Below are 23,042 nucleotides of genomic sequence, written 5' to 3' on the forward strand. Positions count from 1 at the left end.
CTGACGGCCGCTTCTCCGCTGTGCGGGGGAGCGGCCGTCGGCGTTTTCGGCGCGTCGGGGTGGGTGGGGGTACGGGCTGTCTAGGGTCGGCTGCCGTGCCGGAATCGTCTGACGAGCGGGTTGGGGGAGTTGGGATACGGGTGGGGGTCGCTGTCGCGGTGGTGATGGTCGTCGCCGTGGCGGTGGTGATGGTCGTCGCCGTGGCGGTGGTGATGGTCGTCGTCTCGGGCGGCCTTCGGGGCCGGTGCGGCGATGCGGGTCGCCGACATGGTGTGGGACGGGCTCGCCGAGTGCGAGAGCGGCGGCAACTGGCAGGCGAACACCGGCAACGGCTTCTACGGCGGGGGCTGCAGATCCGGCGTCCACCTGGGAGGAGTCCGGGGGCCTGCACTTCGCGGACCGGCCCGACCGTGCGAGCCGGCGGGAGGGGGCGACGGTCGGGGAGGAGATCCTGCGGCAGCAGGGGTGGGAGGCCTGGCCGTCCTGCGCACGGGAGTTGGGGTTGATCGGCAGGGCGAAGGCGGGTGGGCCGCCGTCCGGGTGGGCTGCCGTCCGGGTGGTGGGGGAGGATGGTGGGGTGATCCAGGGCGAGCTGTACGGTGACCTGCCCGGGGACTCCGCCGTCCGGGAGCGCGTCGAGCCCGCGCCCGGGGCCGTGCTCCTGCCCGGCTGGCTGGACCCCGACGCGCAGCTGCGCCTGATCGCCGCCTGCCGGGAGTGGGCGCGCCCGCCGGCCGGGCTGCACGCGGTGCGGATGCCGACGGGCGGGGTGATGTCGGTGCGGATGGTCAGCCTCGGCTGGCACTGGTATCCGTACGGGTACGCGCGGATCGCCGAGGACGGCGCGCCGGTCAAGCCGTTCCCGCCGCTGCTCGGGGACCTGGCCCGGCGGGCAGTGGCGGACGCGTACGGGGAGCGGGTCGGCGAGATCGCGGGAGCGGCGGCGTACGAGCCGGACATCGCGATCGTCAACCACTACCCGCACGGCGCGAAGATGGGCCTCCACCAGGACCGCGACGAGCGGACGGACGCGCCGGTGGTCTCGCTCTCGCTCGGCGACGGCTGCGTGTTCAGGCTCGGGAACACCGAGACCAGGACTCGGCCGTGGACGGATCTGGAGCTGCGCAGCGGGGACCTGCTGGTGTTCGGCGGGCCGGTCCGGTTCGCGTACCACGGGGTGGTGCGGACGCTGCCGGGGACGGCGGGTCCGGGGCTGGGGCTGGTCGGGCGGCTCAACATCACGGTGCGGGAGTCGGGGTTGGTTGGGTAGGCGGCGGCCCTGCGGTGTCCCGGCGCGAAGCGTCCACGTCGCGAAGCGTCCGCGTCGTGAGGTGTCCGTTGCGAGTGTCCGTCATCTGTGCGCTTGATCGATTGCTCGTTCGAGTGAATTGGTCGTTCGGCCCCGGTGCGCGGGAATGACCCGGGTCGCCGGAGAATTCGATTGAGCTGGAGAATCGATCGAAGTCCTGAGAGGGAGCGCGCGCATGGGTACCCCCGTCGACGACCTTGTGGATCTGCTCGACCTGGAGCAGATCGAGCTGAACATCTTCCGGGGGCGCAGCCCCGAGGAGGCGCTGCAGCGCACCTTCGGCGGCCAGGTCGCCGGACAGGCGCTGGTCGCGGCGGGGCGCACGGTGGAGGGTGAGCGCCCCGTCCACTCGCTGCACGCGTACTTCCTGCGCCCCGGGGTGCCCGGCGTGCCGATCGTCTACCAGGTCGACCGCATCCGCGACGGCCGCTCCTTCACCACCCGTCGGGTGCTCGCCATCCAGGGCGGCCGGTCGATCTTCGCGCTCACCGCCGACTTCCACAGACCGGAGGAGGGCAGCATCGAGCACCAGTACCCGATGCCGGAGGTCCCCGCCCCCGAGGAGCTGCCCAGCGCCCTGGAGGAGGTCGGCTCCCGGCTCGGCGAGGTGCCCCCGTTCATCAGCCGCCACCAGCCCTTCGACATCCGCTACGTCGACCGGCTGCGCTGGAGCAAGGAGGAGCTGGCGGGCATGGAGGCGCGCAGCGGCGTGTGGCTGCGCACCAACGGCCCGCTGCCGGACGACCCGCTGATCCACGTCTGCGCCCTCACCTACGCCAGCGACATGACGCTGCTGGACGCGGTCCGCGCCCCCGTCGAGCCGCTGTGGGGCACCCGGCACTTCGACATGGCCTCGCTGGACCACGCGATGTGGTTCCACCAGCCGTTCCGGACCGACGACTGGCTGCTCTACCAGCAGGAGTCCCCGATAGCCCACGGCGCGCGCGGCCTCGCGCGCGGGCAGATCTTCGACCGGAACGGGCAGCTGGTGGTGTCGGTGGTGCAGGAGGGCCTGTTCCGGCCGCTGAAGGGCTGAGCTTCGGGTGTTGCCGCCGTATTGCAGTCCCCTTGCAGTCGCCTTGCAGTCTTCTTGCTTCTTGCAGTCTTCTTGCGGTATCGGCGGCTTCCCGGGAGCGGGGAATGATCCGCCCCGGCGGGCGGTGTTGTGGAGGATGAGGTTGTCGAGGATGACCGAGACGGACGGCTCGAACGGCGGGCCGTCCGCAGACCGGACCGGGAGGGTTGACCGATGACAGCGACGGCAGCGGAGGACTGGAAGCACTGGCGCGACAGTCGGGCGGCATCGGTGAGCGCGCCGCACGGCCAGCTCGCACTCACCGGCACGCACTGGCTGGAGCCCGAGCCCGCCGAGGTCCCGGGCCTGCCCGGGCACTGGTGGTCCGACGCCGAGGGCGTCCGGGTGCGGGCGGCCGCGGCCGACGGCATCAGCGTCGCGGGCGCGAACGGGCCGGTGGACGGCGAGGTGCTGCTGCGCCCGGACACCGACCGGGCCGCGGACACCGCCGTCCTCGGCGACCTGCTGCTCGTCCCGATCGAGCGTGAGGGCGAGCTCGCCCTGCGGGTATTCGACCCGGCCGCGCCCGGCCGGGCCGCCTTCGCGGGCATCTCCGCCTACCCCTACGCCCCCGAGTGGGCCGTACCCGCCGTCTACACCCCCTTCGACGACGAGACGCAGTCGGTCGTCGTCCCGAACGCGGACGGCAAGGACCGCCCGCTGGCCGTCACCGGGAAGATCGAGTTCACCGTGGCCGGCGAGCACCGCATGCTGACCGTCAGCCGCTCCGGCAAGCGCCTCAGCGGCGTGATCGCGGACGCGACCAGCGGCATCGACACCTACCGCTTCCGCTTCATCACCCTGCCGGCGCCGGACACGGAGGGCCGCACCGTTCTGGACTTCAACCGGGCCTACCTGCCGCCCTGCGCCTTCGCGGACCACTTCATCTGCCCGTTCCCGCCGCCGGGCAACCGGCTGGACTTCGCGGTGGAGGCGGGGGAGAAGCAGGTGCTGACGCGGTAGTCCGGCGGGGGTTCGGCGGGCCGGGGCACGGGGCGCGGGGCCGACCCGGTGTCGGCCCCGGTGTGGAGTGGGCGAGGGGCGGGGCGGAGCATGGGGGCTGTGTCGACCAATCATCCTGCCAATTCAGCCACCGATCCCGCCCCGTCCTCCGAACCCGCTCCAGCGTCCGATCCCGCTCTGCCCTCCGACCCCGTGCCGCCCCCCGGCCCCGTGCCGTCAGCCGATTCCGCTCCGTCGTCCGGACCGGCCTCTGTGGTGGTCGTGGGGCCCGCGCCCTGGTACCGACGGGCCTTCGCCGATCTCAGTCCGCTGCGCGACCACCCCGACTACCGCCGGGTCTGGTTCGGGCAGGTGGTGTCCTCCATAGGCCAGCAGATGACGGCCGTGGCCGTCTCCGTCCAGATCTACGCGATGACCGGCTCCGCCTTCGCGACCGGCCTGGTCGGGCTGTTCTCCTTCGTCCCGCTGGTCGCCTTCGGCCTGTACGGAGGCGCGATCGCCGACACCGTCGACCGACGCAAGCTGGGCCTGATCGGCTCGGCCGGCCTCGCCGCCGTCTCCGCCGTCCTCGCCGTCCAGGCTATCGCCGGGCTCGGCCTGGTCGCCGTCCTCTACGCGGCCGTCGCCGTCCAGGCCGGGTTCTTCGCGCTCAGCTCTCCCGCCCGCTCCGCGATGATCCCCCGGCTGGTCCCCAGCCACCAGCTCCCGGCGGCCAACGCTCTGGCCACCGTCAGCATGAACCTCGGCATGACCGTCGGCCCGATGCTCGGTGGCGTCCTGATCGGCGCCTACGGAGCCCAGGCCGCCTACCTGGTCGACACCGTCGCCTTCACCGGCACCCTCTACGCGATGTGGCGCCTGCCCGCCATGCGACCGCTCGGCGAACGCAAGGGCCGCGCCTCCGTCCTCGACGGGCTGCGCTTCCTGCGCGAGCAGCCCAACCTGCGCACCAGCTTCCTCGCCGACCTGGCCGCGATGATCTTCGGCCTGCCGCGCGCCCTCTTCCCGGCGATCGCCGTCACCTTCTACGGCGGCGACGCCCGCACCGTCGGCCTGCTGGTCGCCGCCCCCGCCGTCGGCGCCCTGATCGGCGCGCTGTTCTCCGGCTGGGTCAGCCGGGTCCACCGCCAGGGCGCCGCCGTCCTCGCCGCCGTCTCCGCCTGGGGCCTCGCCATCGCCGCCTTCGGCGCCCTCCACAACCTCTGGCTCGGGCTCCTGCTGCTCGCCGTGGCCGGTTGTGCGGACACCATCAGCATGATCTTCCGCAACACGATGATGCAGGTCGCCGCTCCCGACGAGATGCGCGGCCGCCTCCAGGGCATCTTCACCGTCGTCGTCGCCGGCGGACCTCGCCTCGGCGACTTCGAGTCCGGCGCCGTCGCCGCCCTCACCAGCCCCGCCACCTCCGTGATCACCGGCGGCCTCGCCTGCGTTGCCGCCGTCCTCCTCCTCGCCGCCCGCCGCCCCGCCTTCCTCACCTACGACGCCCGCCACCCGACCCCGTGACCCACCCCCCAAACCTGGCAGCGAGCACCCCCCGACGTGCTGTATTGTTTTCCACGTCGCCGGGACAACCGGAGACAAGGTCGGAAAGCCACCCGGCTGAGCCCCCCAGGCTCCGCCGCACGGCACGAGACCACGGGACGTGGCGCAGCTTGGTAGCGCACTTGACTGGGGGTCAAGGGGTCGCAGGTTCAAATCCTGTCGTCCCGACTGGGGTTCGCCCCATTGTCGCAGGTCAGAGGCCGTTTCCTCCTTCGTGAGGAAGCGGCCTTCGGCGTGCTCCGGGGCGTGCCTCTCATATCCGTCTCACGGTTTCACTGCCCTGCGCTGAGGCCTGATGCTGCTCGGGGTTGTGTACTGGTGACCCTATGCACGTATCCTTCCTGTATGCCCGATCTGTCTATCGCCAAAAATGGGATTGATGGTTGCCCATTGTGATCGCCGATTCCGGCCAAGGCGTTTGCACTTGACGCTTCATTCCGTCGATCAAGTGCGCGCCGACAGGCGCAACGGCTGCCCAAGAGTTGGATTCGGGCGAGGTGATGTGACCGTGGGCGCCTTCGTCGAAAGCGTGGCGTGATCTGCTTCCTGAAATTCCCGCTTGTTCTTGGACAGCGGGTTTCTGCGCGATGGGTGAAGCCGCGCTGCAGTCTGACCCAGGTTTCGAGCGGGGTCGGCGAGTGCGCAGGCAAATAGCCGTGGAGGGATAGCGGGGGAGGCACATTGCGGCGTGCCGACGCGTGGGGGAGGCGTACAGGGCCGGATGCGATACCGGGCGATTCCGATCCACCACGAGGCGAGGTGCACCTGTGTGTGGTCGGAGGGCTCAGGCTAGCTCCCGCGTGAGACCGCCGTCACGACCAGGCAGTCGGAACTCAGCCAGCGGCCCTCGTACACCGGGTTCACGGGCGGGGCGACCGGAGGGCGGAGGGCGGTCGTGAAGGTGCCCGTGGGGGACAGGAACAGGGTGGCGTCGCGGAAACCGAGCCAGATGCCGGTGGCCGGGTACCAGGCCTTGTAGGCAGCCTCCTTCGCGGAGAAGAAGATACGGTCCCAGGGCAGAGAGGGATTGGCCCGCACGAGGGCGTCCAGGTGGGCGAGTTCCACCGGGGAGGCGATCAGGCCGAGTACGCCCGTGGGGAGCGGGTCGGCCGGTTCCGCGTCGATGCCGAGAGCCGCCGCCGCGGAGGCCGGGGCGGCCACCGCGGCGCGGTACCCCTCGCAGTGGGTGATGCTGCCGACCACGCCCGACGGCCACCCGGGGGCGCCGCCCGGGCCCGGCAGCAGCGGGGCCGGTGGGTGGCCGAGTTCCGCAAGACAGCGGCGGGCGCAGGCGCGGGCCGTCGCGAACTGGGCGCGCCGGCGCGCCCGGCGGCCCTCCATCAGGGCTGCCTCGGCCGGAAAGAGTGGAGCGGGCGCCGCGTCGTCGAAGGCCTCCGACGACATGACGCCCGGCGGCAGGAGTTCCTCGATCACGGCCGGTCACTTCACCGCGAGGCGAGTTCGACAACCGCCGAGACCGCGAGCAGCGGGCGTTCGAGCGGCAGCATGTGGCCCGCGTGCGGGACCCGTTCGAAGCGGGCGCCGGGGATGACGCTCGCGAGTGTCTCCGCCAGGGCCGGGTCGATCACCTTGTCGGCCTCACCGTGCAGGACCACCGCCGGGACCGTAACGGACGCCAGCGCCGCACGGACGTCCCAGCCGCGGGTGCACCGGAAGAAGTCCGACCGGACCTGGGGGACCGTCGCGGCGAACAGCTGGCGGTTCACGTCCCGCACGACGGGATCCACACCCTTGCCCATGGTGGAGCCGAGCAGTTTCCGCCCGAGCCACGGCCGGTGGAGGGCCCTGGTGAAGAGGGTGCTGCCCATCATCTTCACCTCGCCGTCCGGGGTGTCCTGGCCGTGCGCCGCCGTGCCCAGCAGCACCAGCCCGCGCAGCTGGCCCGCCGACGGCGACGTGGTGGCGTACGACAGAGCGGCGAATCCGCCGCCCGAGTGGCCCACGACCACCGCCTCGTGCGCGCTCGTCTCCGCCAGCACGGCTGCCAGGTCGGCGCCCAGCCGTTCCACCGAGACCGGCGTACGGCCCAGGGTGGAGGCGCCGTGACCGCGCTGGTCGTACAGCACCACGCGGTGGCCTGCCCGGATCAGGCGGTCCGCGACCGTGCCCCACACCCGGCGTGCATGCGCCCACCCGTGCACCAGCACCACGTCGACGGCCGAAGGCGTGCCGGCCAGCGGGGCGAGGACGGTGACCGCGAGTCCGGCGCCGTCATCCGTACGGACCGTCAGCTCGCGAGTGAGGTCCTGGGCCGTCGTCACCGCGGTACCGCCGACAGCTGCCGGTCCAGCGACACGAAGGCGGCGAGGGTGCCCTTGGAGTGCTCCGCGCCCAGGTCCGCGACCTTGGCCAGCAGCTTCAGCCAGCCGTGCGGGCTACCGTCGAAGTGCATGGAGATCCGGGTACGGCCGTCCGCCAGGGGTTCGAGAAGGAAGGTGCTGGTGCCCCGGAAGACGCCGTCCACGTACTCGACCTCAAGGCGGCGGCCCGGCTCCACCGCGACGGTGCGCGAGGTGAACCGCAGCTTCAGCCCGCCCTTGTCGACACCCTTGGTGTGCACCGTCACGCTGACCCTGCCGCCCACGGCGTCGGGGGCGCCGGAGACCGTGGTGAACGTGTTGGCGGGGACCCACCACTTCCTCGCACCGCGGAACTCGGCGACGAGCGCGGACCAGACGGCGTCTGCCGGAGCGTCGATCACCGCCTCGTCGATCAGGTCGTACGTCGTCATGCCGAAGCCTCCAGTGGATACGGAAAAGGGCGGGGGCGGGGGCGGGGGCCCCGTCCCCGCCGCCGGGACTTCACGTCCGGCCGGGCCGCGCTCGGGTCGCGGTCAGGCGAAGAAGCCCTGGCCGGGAGTGAAGAGGTTCTTGGGGTCGTACTTCGCCTTGGCTGCGCGCAAGGCCGTCCAGCGGTTACCGAAGTGGGCCCTCCAGTCGGCCTGGGTCATGTTCGGTACCGCGCCCACCAGGTAGCGCTTGGCGCCCATGGCCACCGCAGTGTCGTACAGCCGGCGGTTCTGGTCGAGCATGCCCTGGATGTTCGGCTCACCCGGGTTGGGGAAGCGCAGCAGGTCGAAGAGATAGGCGACCGACTCGTTCGGCTGCATCGCCAGCGGCCGCCCGATCTTCGAGGTGACGTACGGGTAGAAGAGCAGGAACCCGCCCCCCAGCGAGGCCGGGGTCAGCTCCTGCTCGACCTGCTTCATGAAGGTCTTCACCTTCGACGCCGGCAGGAACATGCTCAGCCAGGGCTTGGGCCCTGGCCAGTAACCCGCCTGCTTCAGATACGCCTCGGCCGCGTCGATCCGGAACGCGTACGCCCGGTACGTCATATCCTCGATGACCGCGTCGGCCCGTACGTCCCTCAGGTCGGCCAGCAGCCCGTCGCGGTCCGGCGGGGTCGTGTCGTAGGCGGCACCGACCTCCATCTTGTAGCGCCAGCCTGAACCGTCCGGCTTCTGGAGCATCTCGCCGGCCTGGATCTCGAACCGGCCGTCCTCCATCACCTGCTCGGCGTCCGCGAGGTAGGTCTCCACGTCGTTGTAGAAGAGGCTGAAGAGGACCACCCGCGCCGGCGCCGGGATCAGCGCGACCGTTGCCCGGACGATGATGCCGACCTGGCCGCCGCCCGCCAGCGCCGCGTTGAACAGCTCCGACCGCACCGACGGGCTGGCCGTGACCAGCTTGCCGTCGCCCGTGACGATGTCGATGGACTGCACGGTGTCGCACTGCAGGCCGTACCTCTGTACGGTGCCGCCGATACCGCCGACGCTGATGGTGCCGCCGACCGACAGGTGCAGGTAGTCCGTCAGCGCGGGCGGGGTCTTGCCCAGCGCCAGGGCGGCGTCGGTCAGCTGGCCCCACGTCACACCGGCCTCGACCACGGCGTGGTCGCTGCCGATCGAGAGGATCTTCGACATGCCCTTGGCGTCGATGGAGATGCCGCCGGGGACCCGGGCCTGGCCGTACACGGAGTGCGACTCGAGGTCGGCGCCCCTACCGCCCTGCCCGTTGACCGCGACCTTGATGCCGTTCGCCCGGGCGTAGTTGACGATCGCGACGATGTCGTCGACCCCGCCCGGCCGAAGCACGGCCCACGGCCTGTTGCCCGCGGCGTCCCACAGGTGGCCGAAGTCCTTGCCGAAGGCCTCGACCGTGGCCGGCGCCGTCTCCAGCGTGCCGCTCAGTGGCGGCACCGGGACGACGCGCGCGTCGCCGGCGGCCTCGGCGGCCGTCGCCCAGGTCCGGTCGACCGCGTTCCAGCCGACCACGACAGCCGCGGCGGCGATGCCGCCGAGGAACTTGCGCCGCGACGGCTGCGCGACGGCGTCCTCGGAGGCCCCGGCGGCGGTTCTTGGGGTAGTGCTCATCTGAAGTCCGCCTCCCGATCGGCATGGCTTGCTACTGGTGAGGTACCGGCCTTGCTGGTGCGCACCTGCGAGGCGAGCTGGTACTCACTCAGGTCGAAGCGCTTGGTCTGGCTGCGGAAGCGCCAGGTGTACGTCGGCCAGATCGACGGATTGCGGCCGTTCGCGTCCAGGTACCAGCTCTTGCAGTTGCCCGCGTTCCACACGGTGCCGTCGAGCCTGGCATCGAGCGCCTTGTTGTAGGCGTCCTGCGCCTCCTGCCGGACCTCGACGCTGGCCAGGCCGCGCTTCTCGATCTGCTTCAGCGCGTCGAGGACGTAGGCGATCTGCGCCTCGATCATCACGACCTGGGAGGAGTGCCCCAACGTCGTGTTCGGGCCGAGCAGCATGAAGAGGTTGGGGAAGCCGGCGATGGTGGTGCCGCGGTGTGCGGACATGCCGTCTTTCCACGCCTCGCGCAGCTGCACGCCGCCCCGGCCCCAGATCCGGCGCGCCACCGGACGGTCGGTGGCCTGGAACCCGGTGCCGAGAATGATGGTGTCGACCTCGCGCTCGACCCCGTCCTTGCCGACGATCGACTTGGCGCGGACCTCCTCGATCCCATCGGTGATCAGCTCCACGTTGGGCTGCTGAAGCGCCGGGTACCAGGTGTTGGAGAAGAGCAGCCGCTTGCACGCCATGACGTAGTCGGGCGTGAGCTTGGCACGCAACGCCTCGTCCGGGACCGACTTCTTCAGATGGTCGCTCGCCATCTTCTGCATCTTCCCGGCGACCTTCGGGCGGGCCATCACGAAGGCCAGGACCTCCCGGCCCCACATGTTGAAGTTCCGCCGGAAGTTCTGGTAGCCGGGCACCGAGCGCAGCAGCTTGGCCTGGAGCGGGCTGGTGGGCTTGTCGTTCTTCGGGCCGACCCACGGAGGCGTGCGCTGGTAGAGGTCGAGCTGCCCGACCTCGGGCTGGATCTTCGGGACGAACTGGATGGCCGAGGCGCCCGTACCGATGACGGCGACCCGGCGGCCGGCGAGACCGTGGTCGTGGTCCCAGTTCGAGGAGTGGAAGATCTTCCCGTCGAAATCCGCCAGGCCCTTGATGTCCGGTACGGCCGCCTCACTGAGGTAGCCGGTGCCGGTGACCAGGATCTGCGCGGTGTAGTCGCCCTGCGAGGTCTCGATCTTCCAGTGCCTTTCGACGTCGTCCCAGCGAGCGGCCAGGAGTTCATGGCCGAACCGAATGTGTGGGCGCACGCCGAAGCGGTCGGCCGTCTCACGCAGGTACGCGTACAGCTCGTCGCGTTTGCCGAAGGTGGATTTCCAGTTCGGGTTCTGGGCGAACGAGAACGAGTAGAGGTGGGACATGACGTCGCACGCGCACCCCGGATAGCTGTTGTCGCGCCAGGTCCCGCCGACCTCGTCGGCCCGCTCGAACACCAGGAAGTCGTCGATGCCCGACTGCAGCAGCCGGATGGCGGTGCCCAGGCCCGAGAAGCCGGTGCCGATCACCGCGACCCGCAGATGCCGGGTCGGGCCGTGCCCGCCGGAGACCGTCCCGGTGCCCGTAGGTGCCCCGCCGTTCTTGGCCGGCTCGAGAATGCTCGTCACGTCGTCCTCCTCAGCGGCGGGTGATGGTGACGCGGAAGTTGTTGAAGAACTTGTCCTCGAGCGTGTACGCGAAGATGTCGAGGTAGCGCTCGAAGCGGTTGACGACCTCCTCGCCCTCCATGGCGACGGCCTCGTCCCGGCGCTCGGCCAGCAGGACCAGCCAGGCGCGGCAGGCCATCGCGAAGGACTCGCGCTCGTTGACGATCTCGTCGATCTCGAAGAGCCCCTCGGCAGCGGCGCTCAGCTCGCTCAGGTGCGGGATGTGGCAGCCCTCGAACTCGGAGCGCTGGAGGAACTTCAGGTCGTCGAGGAGCGCGCGGTTCATCGGCAGCGCCTCGGCGGTCATGGTGTGCAGTACGAACTTCGCGCCGGGGTTCAGGGCGTTCGCGACCTGCTGGAAGAAGAAGCGGTAGCGCTTGGTGCGCTCCTTCGGCGGCAGATTGGAGGAGACGAAGTGCTCTAGGGCGTTGATGCAGAACGCGGCGTCGTACTTCTCGCTGTCGTCCGCGACCTTGTAGTCCGCCCAGCTCTGGACCAGCGTGGTGATGCGCGGGTTGCCGAGGCCCGCGATGAAGGCCTCCTGGGTGCGGGACAGGGTCAGGCCGACGGCCTGCTCCGCGCCGTGCACGGTGGTCAGGCGGTTGAGCATGGTGCCCCAGCCGCAGCCGATGTCCAGAACGCGCTTGACGTCGCCGGTCGCCACGTTCGCGAGTTCGGCGAACTTGTCGAGCTTGCGCTCCTGGGCCTCGTCGAGGGCGGCGACCAGGTCCTCGCCGGCCTCCCAGTAGCCGCCGGAGTACATCATCGTGGGGCCCAGAAGGAGCCGGTAGAAATCGTTGCTGACCTCGTAGTGGTGCCTGATCGCATCGACCTCGGGGTCCACCGACTTGGGGGCGACCGTTGTCATCCTGAATCCTCGCTTCTGACTGTCCGCCGGGGCGTACTTCCGAACTCGCGTCCGAGAAAACCGGATGCACCGCAAGGCGTGCGCAAGACGGGGCGGATTCGCGGTACGGCCGGGACCGCGCTGCCACAGGAGTACCATCCCCGCCTGACAGCGCGAGCACCCCGCGGGGCCGTCGCGCCGGCCCCGCCGACCAACACATTCGAAGACGGCGAAGGCTCGGTCTTGCGCCTTCCTTGCGGGGGCGGGGATTTCATCACTCCCGAAATCGCACACACGCACTGTCGAGAGGACCGACCCCATGTCGCTGCCCACCATCGAAGAACTGGCGAGCCAGCTCGAGGCCGTTTCGGGTGCCGCAGAGGTGAGCCCCGACGCCCCGCTCCAGCACATCGCGGACGTCGACTCGCTGGACCTGATGGAGTGGCTGTACGGCTTCCAGACCCAGTACCCGCACATTCCGGCCGACGAGTCGCTCTTCGCCGACCTCGACGACACGACCACCCTGCGTGACGTGTACGCGAAGATCGTCCTGCTCGTCCCGGCTCAGGCGTAGCGAGGGCTGACGTGACCGGCTTTGACATCACGGGGTGGGGCATGGCGGTGCCCGAACGCATCGTCACCAGTGCCGAGCTCGCCGAGCGTTTCGGCGTCGACGAGCACTGGGTCGTCAGCCGCTGTGGCATCCGCGAGCGTCGGGCGGTCGGCCCGGGGCAGACCACCGCCTCCCTGGCCGCCGAGGCCGGCCGGCGCGCGCTGGAGAAGGCGGGCCTGACCGGCGCCGACATCGCCCACCTCATCGTCGCGACCGCCACTCCCGAACAGCCGTCCCCGGCGACGTCCGCGTTCGTCCACCACGAACTGGGCATCTCGGGGAGCGCGCACGACGTCAACTCCGAATGCGCGGGCTTCGTCTACGGGCTGGTGTCCGCGATGGCGCTGATCGCCATCGACCCCCGCCCGATCCTGTTGATCGGCTCCGACACCCATACCCTGACGGCCAACCCGGCCGACCGGGACCTGTCCATCCTCGTCGGCGACGGCGCGGGTGCGGTCGTCATCCAGCCGGCCACGGAGAACCGGGTCAAGGCATGGAACCTGGGTGCGGACGGCTCGTGCGCCGGCTCGCTCAAGGTGCTCGCTGGCGGGAGCCGGATGCCGACCACTGCGGAGACGGTGGCCGCGGGCCTCCACTACGCGCAGATCAACGGCAACGAGATCTACCTCAACGCCGTCCGCTACACCGTCCGCACGGTCCGCGAGACGTTGGAGAACGCCAAGGTGGACGCGGCGGACGTCGACCACGTCGTTCCGCACCAGGCCAACATCCGGATCATCAACTCGATCCTGGCACACACCGGGCTGCGGCAGGAGGCATTGGTCACCAACCTCGAGAAATACGGCAACACCGCCTCGGCGTCGATTCCGATCGCGCTGACGGAGGCCCTCGAAGCGGGCCGGATCAAGCCCGGCGACAAGGTCCTGCTGGCCGGCTTCGGGGCCGGCATGACGTGGGGTTCGATCCTGATGGAATGGGGCGGTGCCACCGCATGAGCAAGAACAGTACGGGTCAGTGCCCGGAGCACCCGGTCGCGCTCGTGACCGGTGCCTCGGGCGGCCTGGGCCAGGCGCTGGCACTGGAGCTGGACGCGCTCGGCTGCCGGGTCGCGGTCCACTACAACAGCTCCAGGGAGGCCGCCGAGGCCGTCCAGGAGAAGCTGACGAACCCGTCCGCCCTGGTGACGGGTGACGTCGGCTCGTGGGAGGCCACCCAGGCCCTCTACGAGCAGATCTCCATCGAGCTGGGCCCGGTGGACGTCCTCGTGAACAACGGGGCCATCCGCAAGGACAGCCTGATGGCGATGCAGAACCCGGCGGACTGGGCACAGGTGATCCAGACCAACCTGATCGGGTCCTTCCACACCGCGCGGGTCTCGGTGCCATACATGCTGCGGCAGCGGTGGGGCCGGGTGATCAACATCGTCTCCCCATCGGGCATCATCGCGACGGCCGGCCAGACGGCGTACTCGGCGTCCAAGGCAGGTCTGATCGGCCTCACACGCACCCTCGCGGCGGAGTGCGGCCGGCGCGGGGTGACGGTGAACGCGCTGTCGCCCGGCTTCATGATCACGGGTATGACGAAGACCCTCCCGGATCGCGTGATCGAGGGGATGGAGGACAAGGCTCCCATCCCCCGCTTCGTCACGGTCGAAGAAGTCGCCCGCAGTCTCGGGCTCTTCCTGGACCAGGACTGCATGACGGGCCAGGTCATCAGTATTGACAGCGGCGTGTCCATCACCTGACCGCCCCCGCTCGCCACCGTTTCGGCACACCGGGCCCCGTGTACGGCCGAGCGCCCGACTGGGCGCGTCCTCGCCCGGCGTTGCGTGGGTCTTGCGGGGTCTCCGCGATCCTCCTCATGGGCGTGCGCATGCCCGCGTACGTCTGACTCGTGCCGCCCTGGGCGGCCGCTGGGGGGAGGTCCCGTGGACTTGCACGACCTGCACGACTTGCGCGAATGGCTGCCGCACGCGCTCGGGGTGGCGGAACGGTGGGGCGGGCGGTTCGGCCCGTACGAGACCCACGACGCGCACCGCGTGCACCCCGACGCGTTCGCAGAGGCCTTCGAGCGCTTCGCCAAACGGATGGACCACAACTATCCGTTCTTCCACCCGCGTTACGCGGGACAGATGGTCAAGCCGCCCCACCCGGCGGCGGTCACCGGCTACCTCACCGCCATGCTCTTCAACCCCAACAACCACGCCGCCGAGGGCGGTCCAGCGACCACCGAGATGGAGCGTGAGGCGGTTGCGGAGCTGGCGGCCATGTTCGGCCTCGCCCAGTGCACCGGGCACCTCACCACCAGCGGCACGATCGCCAACCTGGAGGCCCTGTACGTCGCCCGGCAGCTGCACCCGCAACGCGGGATCGCGTACAGCAGCGAGTGCCACTACACCCATGAGCGGATGTGTCACGTCCTGGGCATGCAGGGCCACCGGATCCCGGCCGACGAGCACGGCCGCATCGACCTCGGTGCGCTGGAGTCGGCGCTACGCGGCGGGCGGATCGGCACGGTCGTCGTCACCACGGGCACGACCGGGCTCGGAGCGGTCGATCCGGTGCACGAGGTGCTGCCACTGGCGCGCCGCTACGGGGCGCGGGTGCACGTCGACGCCGCGTACGGCGGCTTCTACGCGGTCCTCGGCAGGGCGGGCGCCGCAGACATCGAAGCGGCGCCCTGGCGAGCGATCGCCGAATGCGACTCGGTGGTGGTGGACCCGCACAAGCAGGGGCTGCAACCGTACGGCTGCGGGGCGGTCCTCTTCCCGGACCCGCACGCGGGCCGGCACTTCGCGCACGACTCGCCGTACACCTACTTCACCGACTCGGACCTGCACCTCGGCGAGATCAGCCTGGAGTGCTCGCGGGCGGGCGCGGCGGCCGCCGGCCTGTGGCTGACCCTGCAACTGTTGCCGCTCACCCCGGACGGCTTCGGGCGGATCCTCTCCGCGAACCGCAGGGCCGCGCTGAGGTGGGCGGACCTGCTGACCGCGTCCGGCGAACTGGAGCTGTACCAGCACCCGGACCTCGACATCGTGACGTACTTCCCGGCGACCGCCGACGCCTCGCTGTCCTCGATCGACGCGGCGTCGCAGCGGCTGCTGCGAGACGCCATGACAGCGGAGGCGGACCCGGTGTTCCTGAGTGTGCTGCGCGCCGACGCCGGTGCGTTCACACGGCGTCACCCGCACGTGGCAGCGGACGCGGAGGCGGCGCGGGTGATGCGCAGCGTGCTGATCAAGCCGGAGTTCGAGCACTACCTACCGACCCTGCACGCTCGTGTGGAAGAGCTCGCCGCAGGCGTCCGCACGACGGCCTGAGCGCCCTCGCGCGATCCCTTCCCCTCTGAACGGAGGCCCTTGTCTTGACCACGACGGCTTCATCCTCCTCGAACCGGCTGAGTCGATCGACCGTCACCCATCTGTGTGCCCTGCTCTCCTCCAGCTTCCACGATGACGCGCTGACCCGCTGGCTGATCCCCGACGAGCGGCTGCGGGCCGAGCTGCTGCCGGGATTCTTCCGAGTGTTCGTCGAACTTTCCGCCGCCTACGACGGGGTGCTCACCACCCCTGACGGCGACGCGGTGCTGCTCTTCCTGCCGCCGGGCGCCGAACCGGACGAGGGAGCCCTGGACGCGGCCTTCGCCGGTGTCCTGGGCGAGCACACGGACGCACTGCGCACCATCACCCGCCTGCAGGCGCAGCGCCATCCGCAGGAACCGCCGCACTACTACATCTCGTTCGGCGCGGTCCGCGCTGAACGCCAGAAGGGCGGTCTGATCTCCGGGCTCGTCAGCGACCTGCTGGCCCGCGCGGACGCCGAAGCCGCGGGCGTCTACGCGGAAGCCAGCTCGCCGGGCGGCGAAGCCGTGAGCCGACGCGCCGGCTTCCGCCGTCTGGGCGGGGACATAGTCCTGCCCGGTGGCGGACCCACGCTCCGACCGATGTGGAGGGACCCCCGATGAGGGGAGACGACCTGATCCAGACGTGGACCGCCGGCCAGGTCGCCCGCGGCGAGGTGCCGGCCGATTCCTTGGGTCAGCTTCAGCAAGTACTCAGGTGGAGCGGGGACTTCCTGGTCTCCGGCCACCCCGAACTGGGCCGGACCGGTCCGGTGTGCCCGTACACCCAGCCTTCGCTGCGCAAGGACCTGTTCCACCTGGCCCTGCCGTCCGCCGACTGCGACGACCTGGCCTCGGCGGTCGACTCGCTGCGCACCCGCCATACGGCCCTGTCGGAGCCGCTGTCGCCGGAGGAGCGTGAACTCCTGGTCATCCTCCTGGTCCTGCCGGGCTTCGACCCCACGGACTCGGTGGAACTGGACGAGCTCCAGCGCAAGGCGAAGGACGAGTTCGTGGCGGACGGGCTGATGATCGGACAGTTCCACCCGGTGTGCGAGGAGCCGGGCCTCTACAACGAGGCCTTCCGCCCGCTGCGCGCCCCGCTGCCGCTGCTGGCGGTCCGCAAGCTCCTGGTCTTCGACCTTCCGTTCCTGGTGAGCGAGGAGTCGCACATGGACCACTATCTCCAGCGCTTCGCGCCGGAGATCCCAGCCCGGATCCGGGACCAGCTGGTGAGCCTGGTCGTGAACGCCTGACCACCCTTGTCGTCGGAGGCTGACCGCGCCCGTACCGTCAGGCGCGGTCAGCCGTCCGTCGTCATGCCGGCTGCCGTCGTGGCTTCCGTTGATGAAGAGCCGGCGGGCGTCGCGACGAAGGCGAGTACCCGGGCGCCGGTCGGTCGGCCGGGCGAGGTGCTGGGAGGGGTCGGCGGCGAAGGGGATGCCGAGTGCGCGTCATCCCTCGGTGTGGCGGACCATCGCCGCCGGGTCGTCGGATCGGTCGGGGCCGCGCGTCAGGACCGCGCGGCCAGCAGGCAGTCCTCAAGGAACGTCAGGACGCGCAGGTGGTAGGCGGTGGCCGTGTGGCCGAGGCTGATGTTGTGGCCCGCGGCGGGGAGGTGCTCCACGGTCACCCGCGGGGACGAGGCCAGGCGGGAGGTCATCGACGTCAGCGTGGGATCGTCCAGGCGCCACCAGGCCTCGTGCTCCGCGAAGGTGAGCCGGACCGGGACGCGCACGTTCGGGGCCAGGGCCTCGTACTGGGCGGGCCAGTGGACCGTCTCCGCCGACTCGCGCGGCGGGGTCGGGGAGAGCAGGGCGCGGCTGGCTCGGAAGGTGCCGTGAGGGTAGAGGCGCAGGGGGCCCCAGTTGAGCCCGATGGCCCCGCCGCCGAGGGTGGACGGCAGACGCAGGGCCTGCGGGTGGTACCGGTAGCCGACGCCCGAGACGTCCAGGCCCAGCAGCCGTACGCCGCCCTCCGCGGCGGCCGTGTGGAAGGCCACCTTGCCGCCGTCCGAGTGGCCCAGGAGGAGGACCCCCGCGCCGATGTCGTGCCCGCAGGCGTGCTCCTTCAGGGCCGCCTGGAGCGTTTCGGCCTGGTCGGCCAAGGTCTGGCCCTCGGGAAGCAGGTGTGCAGAGTCGCCGTACCCGGGGCGGTCGACGGCCAGTACCGCATGCCCGAGGCCGGTGGCGAGGGGGATGAAGGAGTTCCAGTACGCCGCCCGCATGCCCCGGCCGTGGATCGCCAGGATCGTGGACCGGGCCGCCCGGCCCTCCGGCAGCGCCAGGATCGCCGACAGCGGGACACCCGCCGCGTTCAGCTTGTACACGGGTATGCCGTCTTGGGCAGTCGTCATCGGACCGCCGGTCCCGTCCGCGCACCCGCCACCGCGTCCATCCACGCCGCCGGCGACCCGCTGCGCAGCAACGATGTGCCCACCAGCAGTCCGCCGAACCCGGCGTCCAGGAGTCCGGCGGCGGTGGCCGGGTCGTCGATGCCGCTCGCGCTCACCGGGCACGCGGTGCCGGTCGCACGGACCGCCGGGAGCAGGTCCAGGGAGCGGCCCGGGTCACCGGCGCCGCGTTCACGTGTCTTGATGTCCTTGTTGTTGACCGCGATCACACACTCGGCGGGATGGTGGACCGGTTCGAGCTCGGACTCCTTCGTTATCTCGACGAAGGGGGTGAGACCGGTCCGGAGGCACTCCGTCACCAGCGTGCGCATGCTCGACCCGGGCAGCAGGGCTGCTGTCAGCAGCACCGCCGTCGCGCCGAGATCCTTCGCTGTGCGGATCTGGTCCTTCCTGGTGATGAAGTCCTTCTGGAGGAGCGGCAGGCCGGTCAGCGCCGCCACGTCCCGCAGCAGGGCCGGCGAGCCGCCGAACCAGTGGCCCGTCACCACCGAGACACAGGGCGCGCCCGCCGTCTCGTACGCCCCGACGATCTCGGCCGGGGTCCTGCCGCCGAGCAGGTCGTACCCGTGTGCGTCGCGCCGTTTCACCTCCATCACCACGGGGGTCGGGGAGGCCAGGAGGGCCTCGAGGAACGGGAACTCGGTGCGGTTCCGCTTCGTCATCGCAACGGCTCCATCCGGGGGTGGTCGGGGACGCGGGTGTCCGTGCACCAGGCGCGAGCCAGGGCTGCGACCTCCGCCTTCCCGAAGCCACCGGTCGACGGGGCGCGCGCCGCAGTGTCCACGTCGATACCGCGGAACCCGGGGTGGCGTACGGTCTCCTCGTGTGCGGGGCGGCTGGCCGGGGTCAGGCCCCCGGCCAGCAGGAAGGGCCGGGACAGCCGGGGCAGCAGGTCCCTGACGCGGGCCGGGTCGAGGGTGCGGCCGGTGCTGCCGATCCGGCCGTCCTCGGTGGTGGTGTCGAGGAGGAAGAGGTCGGTGCCGGCCCGCTCGTACGCGCCGATCAGCGGGCGTTCCACACAGCCGCTGTGTTCCGCCACGTGCAGCACCTTGACGATGCCGACCTCTGCGGGCAGCGCCCCGCGCAGGGCCCGTACGACCGCCGGAGGCTGGTACGCGTGCAGCTGCACCCAGCCGACGCCGGTGCGCCGCACGATCTCGGTCAGCCGGTCCGGATCAGCCAGGAACGTGACCAGGACCGGCAGCAGGCCGACCGAACGGGCCGCCGAAGAGAGGGCGGCGAGCCCGTCCGGATCCAGTTCCGACGGGCCGCCGGATACGCCGTGCCACAGCCCGACGCAGTGCGCCCCGGCGGCCGCCGCCGCTTCGATGTCCTGCGGGGCCGTGGCCCCGCAGACCTTCAGCAGGGCCGGGGGCAGCGGGTGTTGGGTGCTCACTTGCCGAGTCCCAGCATCGAGGCGATGCGGTTGTACTGGATCTCGTTGGTGCCGGAGTAGATGGTGCCGCCGACGGCGCTGCGCACGTCCTGCTCCAGGCCGTACTCCGACATGTAGCCGTGGCCGCCGAAGATCTGCACGGCGGTGAGGCTGGTCGCCAGATTGCTCTCGCTCGTGACGAGCTTGGAGATGGCGAGGTCCACGGTGACGTCCTCGCCGGCTTCCAGCTTCTCGCCCGTGTCGTAGAGCCATTTGCGGGCGGTCTCCAGCTGGATCTTCGCGTCGACGATCTTGTTGGCGATGCTCTGGTACGAACCGATCGCCTTTCCGAACGACTTGCGCGTCGTCGCGTAGTCGACGCACCGGTCGAGGCGGTGCTGCATCTCGCCCACATTGACGATGAAGGAGAACAGGATCTCCCGCTTCATCACGTGGTCCAGGACCAGGAACCCGCCCCCGGCCCGGCCGAGCACCGCGCTCCTGTGCACCCGGACTTCGTCGAGGAACAGCTCGCTCAGCGGCGAGGTCCGCAGGCCCATCTTCTTGACGGGCCTGCCCACGGTCAGTCCGGGGGTGTTCCTGTCCACCAGGAACGCCGTCGTTCCGAGCGGGCCGCCGTCCGGATGGGTCCGGGCGTAGACCACGATCACGTCCGCGACCGGCCCGTTGCTGACGAACACCTTGCTGCCGTTGATGACGAAGTCGTCCCCGTCACGGACGGCCCTGGTGGTCATCGCCATGGCATCCGAGCCGCCCTCGGCCTCGGTGACGGCATGGGCGCCGATCATCTCGCCCGAGCAGATCCCGGGCAGGTAGCGCTCCTTCTGCTCCACGGTGCCGAACTGCTGGAGCGGGACTCCGGTGGAGCACATGGACGTGGTGACCGAGAAGCTGAGGCCCGAGTCGCGGTTGCACGCGCCCAGGCCCTCCAGCACGTACATGGTGGTGAGGAGGGACTGGCCGATGCCTCCGTAGTCCTCGTCGAAGGGCAGTCCGAGGATGCCGGTCTTCTGCACGACCTTCCACTTGTCCTGCGGGAAGGCGGACTGTTCGTCGAGCTCGATGTGGTCTGCGCTGAGTGCGTCCCCCCACCGTTCCAGGCCTTCGCGTAGATCTACCTGGTCGGTGTTCCAACGGAGCACGACGGACCCCTTTGATCGGACTGATGGTTCGGACGAGTGGCGCTTCGGGTGCGGTGCTCAGTAGGCGGAGGAGGTGTGCGCGTCCAGGTTGTGGACCTCGTCGCCGCGCAGGGCCGGCGAGAAGACGCAGACCAGGCGCAGGTCCTCGTGCGGGCCGGCGACGAGGTAGTGGGCATCGTGGTGGTCGAGGGCGTACATCCGGCCTGGGACTATCTCGTGCGAGGTGCCGTCGAGCTCGATGACCTCGCCGGAGCCCGCGATGCAGTAGCAGGCCTCCAGGTGGTTGACGTACTCCAGGCGGGACTTGGTGCCGGCCAGCACGGTGGTGTCGGTGAGCGAGTAGCCCATGCCGTCCTCGGCCACGAGGAAGCGGCGGCTGAGGCCGTTGCCCCACTCGACGGTCTTCACCGACTCGATGTCACGAATGATCACGGAAATCTCCTGTTCAGGATGGGTGGTGGAGCTCTTCGACTGGGAAAGGTTTCAGTGCGGCGGTACTGGCAGGACCGAGCGGACGAAGTCACGGAAGGCCTCGGTCACATCGAGGCCGGCTTCCTGCGCCCGCTCCACGGCGGCCACCGCGGCGGAGCCGATGATCGCGGCGTCGGCGCCACTGGCCCCCACGGCCTCCACGTCCTGCCGCGTGCTGACCCCGAAGCCGACGGCGATCGGGGAGCGTGTTTGCGCCCGGAGCCCGGTCACCGTCTGGGCCAGCGCGGCGTGGCCGGCGGCGGGTGCGGTCCCGCTGCGTCCGTAGTGGGCGACGAGATAGAGGTAGGCGGAGGCGTGCGCGGCGGCCTCGGCCTGGGTCTTGGGCGGGCTCTCGGCGTAGCAGGTGGTGACGATCGGGAGTCCGGCGGCCGCGGCGGACTCCCGGTGCGTCTCGCACAGGCGAGGGGGCAGCGCATGGATGAGCAGACCGTCCGCTCCCGCCGCGGCGATGTCCCGGGTGACGGCGGCCAGGTCCCGGTGGCCCAGGGAGTACCTCCAATCGGCGAGCAGCGCGATCCGGGTCCGGGTGAGCTGCGGCCGTACGCCTGCGAGGAAGGCGAGGACGTCGTCCAGCCCCACCCCGCCGTGGTCCATCGCCCGGCGCGCCGACCGCCGGACGACCGGCCCGTCGGTGACCGAATTGGGGAAGGGGACGGCCAGTTCCAGGCAGTCCACCCCCTCCTTGTCGAGCATGAGGACCAGGTCCCGCAGGACCGGCAGCGGCGGGTCGCCGGCGTTGAGGAACACCGCGAGTCCCGGGCCCCGGCCCGCAGCGCGGTGTGCGAAGAAGGGCGCGGGGGCCGATGTCGCTCCCGTGGAGGGGAGCGACCCCGTCCCGGCCGTGACGGTCCCGGTCGTCGTCGTGACCGCCGCAGGCCTACGCACGGGCCACCGCCCGCACGGCCCGCGCCAGGTCGTGAGCGGCGCCGGACCGGACCGCCTCCTCGGCCAGCGAGAACGCGGAGCGCCAGTCCGGGTGGGTGTCAGCGGCCACGGCCAGGGCGGCCGCACCCAGGCAGACCGTGCGGGTGGCCACCGCGCCCGCCGTGCCGGAGAGGACGGACAGGAAGTGGTCGACCGCTCCGGCGGGCTCGGCGGCGGGCCTCAGATCCTCGAAGGAGCCGTCGCCCGGGGTGAGTTCGCCCGGCCGGATGATCCGGCTCCGGGAGTCTTCCCCGTGGACGGTGTTGGTCACGAAGGGCAGCAGTTCGTCCGCGCCACTGTCGTTCGAGGCCAGCCAGATCCGGCGACCGGTCGTGGTCGCGGCGAGTTCACGCAGGGTGCCGAGGGGGGCGTTCGCCGAGACCCCGGTGACCTGGGCGGTCACCGGGAGGTCCGCGAGGAAGGGCCCCAGGGCGTTCAGGAAGCGGCCGAAGGGCTTCATGCTCAGCGGGGCCACGGTCCGTGCCAGCCGCGTCAGCTGTGCCGGGTAGACGAAGGGCCCTGCGAAGGCGATCCCGTACGTGGCGAGGGTGTCCTCGGTCTGGGCGTAGGAGGAGGTGAGACGGACGCCGAGCCGCTCCAGCAGATCGACGGAGCCGAGCGAGCTGGTGTAGGCCCGGGATCCGCTCTTGACGACCTTGACCCCGGTGGCCGCGGCGACGAACGCCGAGGCGGTGGAGATGTTGAAGGTCCTGGGACCGCCCCCGGTGCCGACGACGTTGACGGTGCCGTCCCAACGGGCGGGCACCGTGTTCGCCGTCCGGCGCTCGGCGAGCGAGTCCACCAGGTGGCGCAGGGTCCGGTGGTCGGGGAGCCGGCTGCCCAGAGCGGCCAGCAGGGCGACGGCCTCGGCCCTGTCGAGACTGCCGTCGCCGAGCTGGTCCCACCAGGACCGCCAGGTTTCGCGGCCGACCGGGGCCTGCTGCTTCAGCAGGCCGGTGAGTGCGTCATGCACGGTCGGGCTCCTTCTCA

At 70.8% G+C, this 23,042-nt stretch carries 23 protein-coding genes and 1 tRNA gene; 11 read left to right on the forward strand and 13 right to left on the reverse strand.

The window, feature by feature from the left end:
- The first annotated feature begins 580 nt into the window (after positions 1 to 580).
- The 5 genes from ACZ3UD_RS30075 to ACZ3UD_RS30095 all read left to right on the forward strand — a co-directional run bounded on the left by ACZ3UD_RS30075 (position 581) and on the right by ACZ3UD_RS30095 (position 5,060).
- On the forward strand, positions 581 to 1,270 hold the full coding sequence (locus ACZ3UD_RS30075; protein ID WP_465594698.1) for an alpha-ketoglutarate-dependent dioxygenase AlkB family protein: 690 nt from the start codon (positions 581 to 583) through the stop codon (positions 1,268 to 1,270).
- A gap of 214 nt (positions 1,271 to 1,484) precedes the next feature.
- A complete protein-coding gene (tesB, locus tag ACZ3UD_RS30080; RefSeq protein ID WP_465594556.1) occupies positions 1,485 to 2,345 on the forward strand; it encodes an acyl-CoA thioesterase II in 861 nt (286 codons plus the stop codon).
- Positions 2,346 to 2,558: 213 nt separating this feature from the next.
- Complete coding sequence (locus ACZ3UD_RS30085) at positions 2,559 to 3,347, forward strand: DUF1684 domain-containing protein (RefSeq protein WP_465594559.1); 789 nt, start codon at positions 2,559 to 2,561, stop codon at positions 3,345 to 3,347.
- Positions 3,348 to 3,608: 261 nt separating this feature from the next.
- Complete coding sequence (locus ACZ3UD_RS30090) at positions 3,609 to 4,853, forward strand: MFS transporter (protein ID WP_465594562.1); 1,245 nt, start codon at positions 3,609 to 3,611, stop codon at positions 4,851 to 4,853.
- Positions 4,854 to 4,986: 133 nt separating this feature from the next.
- Positions 4,987 to 5,060, forward strand: a tRNA-Pro gene (locus ACZ3UD_RS30095).
- A 621-nt stretch (positions 5,061 to 5,681) separates the two neighbouring features.
- Here ACZ3UD_RS30095 and ACZ3UD_RS30100 read toward each other — a convergent pair.
- From ACZ3UD_RS30100 to ACZ3UD_RS30125, 6 genes are all read right to left on the reverse strand, one after another.
- Positions 5,682 to 6,326, reverse strand: coding sequence for a 4'-phosphopantetheinyl transferase family protein (locus ACZ3UD_RS30100; RefSeq protein WP_465594565.1), 645 nt, complete (start codon positions 6,324 to 6,326; stop codon positions 5,682 to 5,684).
- An 11-nt stretch (positions 6,327 to 6,337) separates the two neighbouring features.
- Positions 6,338 to 7,174 (reverse strand): alpha/beta fold hydrolase, encoded by an 837-nt coding sequence (locus tag ACZ3UD_RS30105; protein ID WP_465594568.1) that lies wholly within the window; start codon positions 7,172 to 7,174, stop codon positions 6,338 to 6,340.
- Positions 7,171 to 7,644, reverse strand: a complete 474-nt coding sequence (locus ACZ3UD_RS30110) for an SRPBCC family protein (RefSeq protein WP_465594571.1) — start codon at positions 7,642 to 7,644, stop codon at positions 7,171 to 7,173. The genes ACZ3UD_RS30105 and ACZ3UD_RS30110 overlap by 4 nt, the downstream gene beginning before the upstream one ends.
- 102 nt (positions 7,645 to 7,746) lie before the next feature.
- Positions 7,747 to 9,285 carry an FAD-binding protein gene (locus tag ACZ3UD_RS30115; RefSeq protein WP_465594574.1) on the reverse strand — a complete coding sequence of 513 codons (1,539 nt, stop codon included), beginning with the start codon at positions 9,283 to 9,285 and terminating at the stop codon, positions 7,747 to 7,749.
- A complete protein-coding gene (locus ACZ3UD_RS30120) occupies positions 9,282 to 10,880 on the reverse strand; it encodes a flavin-containing monooxygenase (protein ID WP_465594577.1) in 1,599 nt (532 codons plus the stop codon). The genes ACZ3UD_RS30115 and ACZ3UD_RS30120 overlap by 4 nt, the downstream gene beginning before the upstream one ends.
- Before the next feature lie 10 nt (positions 10,881 to 10,890).
- Positions 10,891 to 11,787 (reverse strand): class I SAM-dependent methyltransferase, encoded by an 897-nt coding sequence (locus tag ACZ3UD_RS30125; RefSeq protein WP_465594580.1) that lies wholly within the window; start codon positions 11,785 to 11,787, stop codon positions 10,891 to 10,893.
- 298 nt (positions 11,788 to 12,085) lie between these two features.
- On the opposite strand from ACZ3UD_RS30125, the gene ACZ3UD_RS30130 reads away from it, so the two are divergent.
- The 6 genes from ACZ3UD_RS30130 to ACZ3UD_RS30155 all read left to right on the forward strand — a co-directional run bounded on the left by ACZ3UD_RS30130 (position 12,086) and on the right by ACZ3UD_RS30155 (position 16,941).
- The gene (locus tag ACZ3UD_RS30130) at positions 12,086 to 12,340 is read left to right on the forward strand and encodes a hypothetical protein (RefSeq protein ID WP_465594583.1); all 255 of its coding nucleotides are present in this window, start codon (positions 12,086 to 12,088) and stop codon (positions 12,338 to 12,340) included.
- A gap of 11 nt (positions 12,341 to 12,351) precedes the next feature.
- Positions 12,352 to 13,338, forward strand: a complete 987-nt coding sequence (locus tag ACZ3UD_RS30135; RefSeq protein WP_465594586.1) for a 3-oxoacyl-ACP synthase III family protein — start codon at positions 12,352 to 12,354, stop codon at positions 13,336 to 13,338.
- Positions 13,335 to 14,087, forward strand: coding sequence for an SDR family NAD(P)-dependent oxidoreductase (locus ACZ3UD_RS30140; RefSeq protein ID WP_465594589.1), 753 nt, complete (start codon positions 13,335 to 13,337; stop codon positions 14,085 to 14,087). Before ACZ3UD_RS30135 ends, ACZ3UD_RS30140 begins: the two co-directional genes overlap by 4 nt.
- Positions 14,088 to 14,270: 183 nt before the next feature.
- Entirely contained in the window at positions 14,271 to 15,665 is a 1,395-nt protein-coding gene (locus tag ACZ3UD_RS30145) for a pyridoxal phosphate-dependent decarboxylase family protein (protein ID WP_465594592.1), read from the forward strand.
- 44 nt (positions 15,666 to 15,709) lie between these two features.
- On the forward strand, positions 15,710 to 16,309 hold the full coding sequence (locus tag ACZ3UD_RS30150) for a hypothetical protein (RefSeq protein WP_465594595.1): 600 nt from the start codon (positions 15,710 to 15,712) through the stop codon (positions 16,307 to 16,309).
- Positions 16,306 to 16,941 (forward strand): DUF6875 domain-containing protein, encoded by a 636-nt coding sequence (locus tag ACZ3UD_RS30155; protein ID WP_465594598.1) that lies wholly within the window; start codon positions 16,306 to 16,308, stop codon positions 16,939 to 16,941. The genes ACZ3UD_RS30150 and ACZ3UD_RS30155 overlap by 4 nt, the downstream gene beginning before the upstream one ends.
- A 257-nt stretch (positions 16,942 to 17,198) precedes the next feature.
- Here the strand turns inward: ACZ3UD_RS30155 and ACZ3UD_RS30160 are convergent, their stop codons facing one another.
- Genes ACZ3UD_RS30160 through ACZ3UD_RS30190 form a run of 7 tightly spaced genes read right to left on the reverse strand, consistent with a single transcriptional unit; the run spans position 17,199 to position 23,025 of the window.
- Positions 17,199 to 18,041 carry an alpha/beta hydrolase gene (locus ACZ3UD_RS30160; RefSeq protein ID WP_465594601.1) on the reverse strand — a complete coding sequence of 281 codons (843 nt, stop codon included), beginning with the start codon at positions 18,039 to 18,041 and terminating at the stop codon, positions 17,199 to 17,201.
- Positions 18,038 to 18,760, reverse strand: coding sequence for a beta/alpha barrel domain-containing protein (locus tag ACZ3UD_RS30165; protein WP_465594604.1), 723 nt, complete (start codon positions 18,758 to 18,760; stop codon positions 18,038 to 18,040). Before ACZ3UD_RS30165 ends, ACZ3UD_RS30160 begins: the two co-directional genes overlap by 4 nt.
- Entirely contained in the window at positions 18,757 to 19,494 is a 738-nt protein-coding gene (locus ACZ3UD_RS30170; protein ID WP_465594607.1) for a phosphoribosylanthranilate isomerase, read from the reverse strand. The genes ACZ3UD_RS30165 and ACZ3UD_RS30170 overlap by 4 nt, the downstream gene beginning before the upstream one ends.
- Positions 19,491 to 20,636 (reverse strand): acyl-CoA dehydrogenase family protein, encoded by a 1,146-nt coding sequence (locus ACZ3UD_RS30175; protein ID WP_465594611.1) that lies wholly within the window; start codon positions 20,634 to 20,636, stop codon positions 19,491 to 19,493. The genes ACZ3UD_RS30170 and ACZ3UD_RS30175 overlap by 4 nt, the downstream gene beginning before the upstream one ends.
- Positions 20,637 to 20,693: 57 nt before the next feature.
- Positions 20,694 to 21,068, reverse strand: a complete 375-nt coding sequence (locus tag ACZ3UD_RS30180; RefSeq protein ID WP_465594614.1) for an ectoine synthase — start codon at positions 21,066 to 21,068, stop codon at positions 20,694 to 20,696.
- Positions 21,069 to 21,119: 51 nt separating this feature from the next.
- Complete coding sequence (gene trpA / locus ACZ3UD_RS30185) at positions 21,120 to 22,013, reverse strand: tryptophan synthase subunit alpha (protein WP_465594617.1); 894 nt, start codon at positions 22,011 to 22,013, stop codon at positions 21,120 to 21,122.
- Positions 22,006 to 23,025, reverse strand: a complete 1,020-nt coding sequence (locus tag ACZ3UD_RS30190) for an anthranilate phosphoribosyltransferase (protein WP_465594620.1) — start codon at positions 23,023 to 23,025, stop codon at positions 22,006 to 22,008. Before ACZ3UD_RS30190 ends, trpA begins: the two co-directional genes overlap by 8 nt.
- Positions 23,026 to 23,042: the final 17 nt, after the last annotated feature.

The organism is Kitasatospora sp. NPDC023118, from assembly GCF_055560875.1.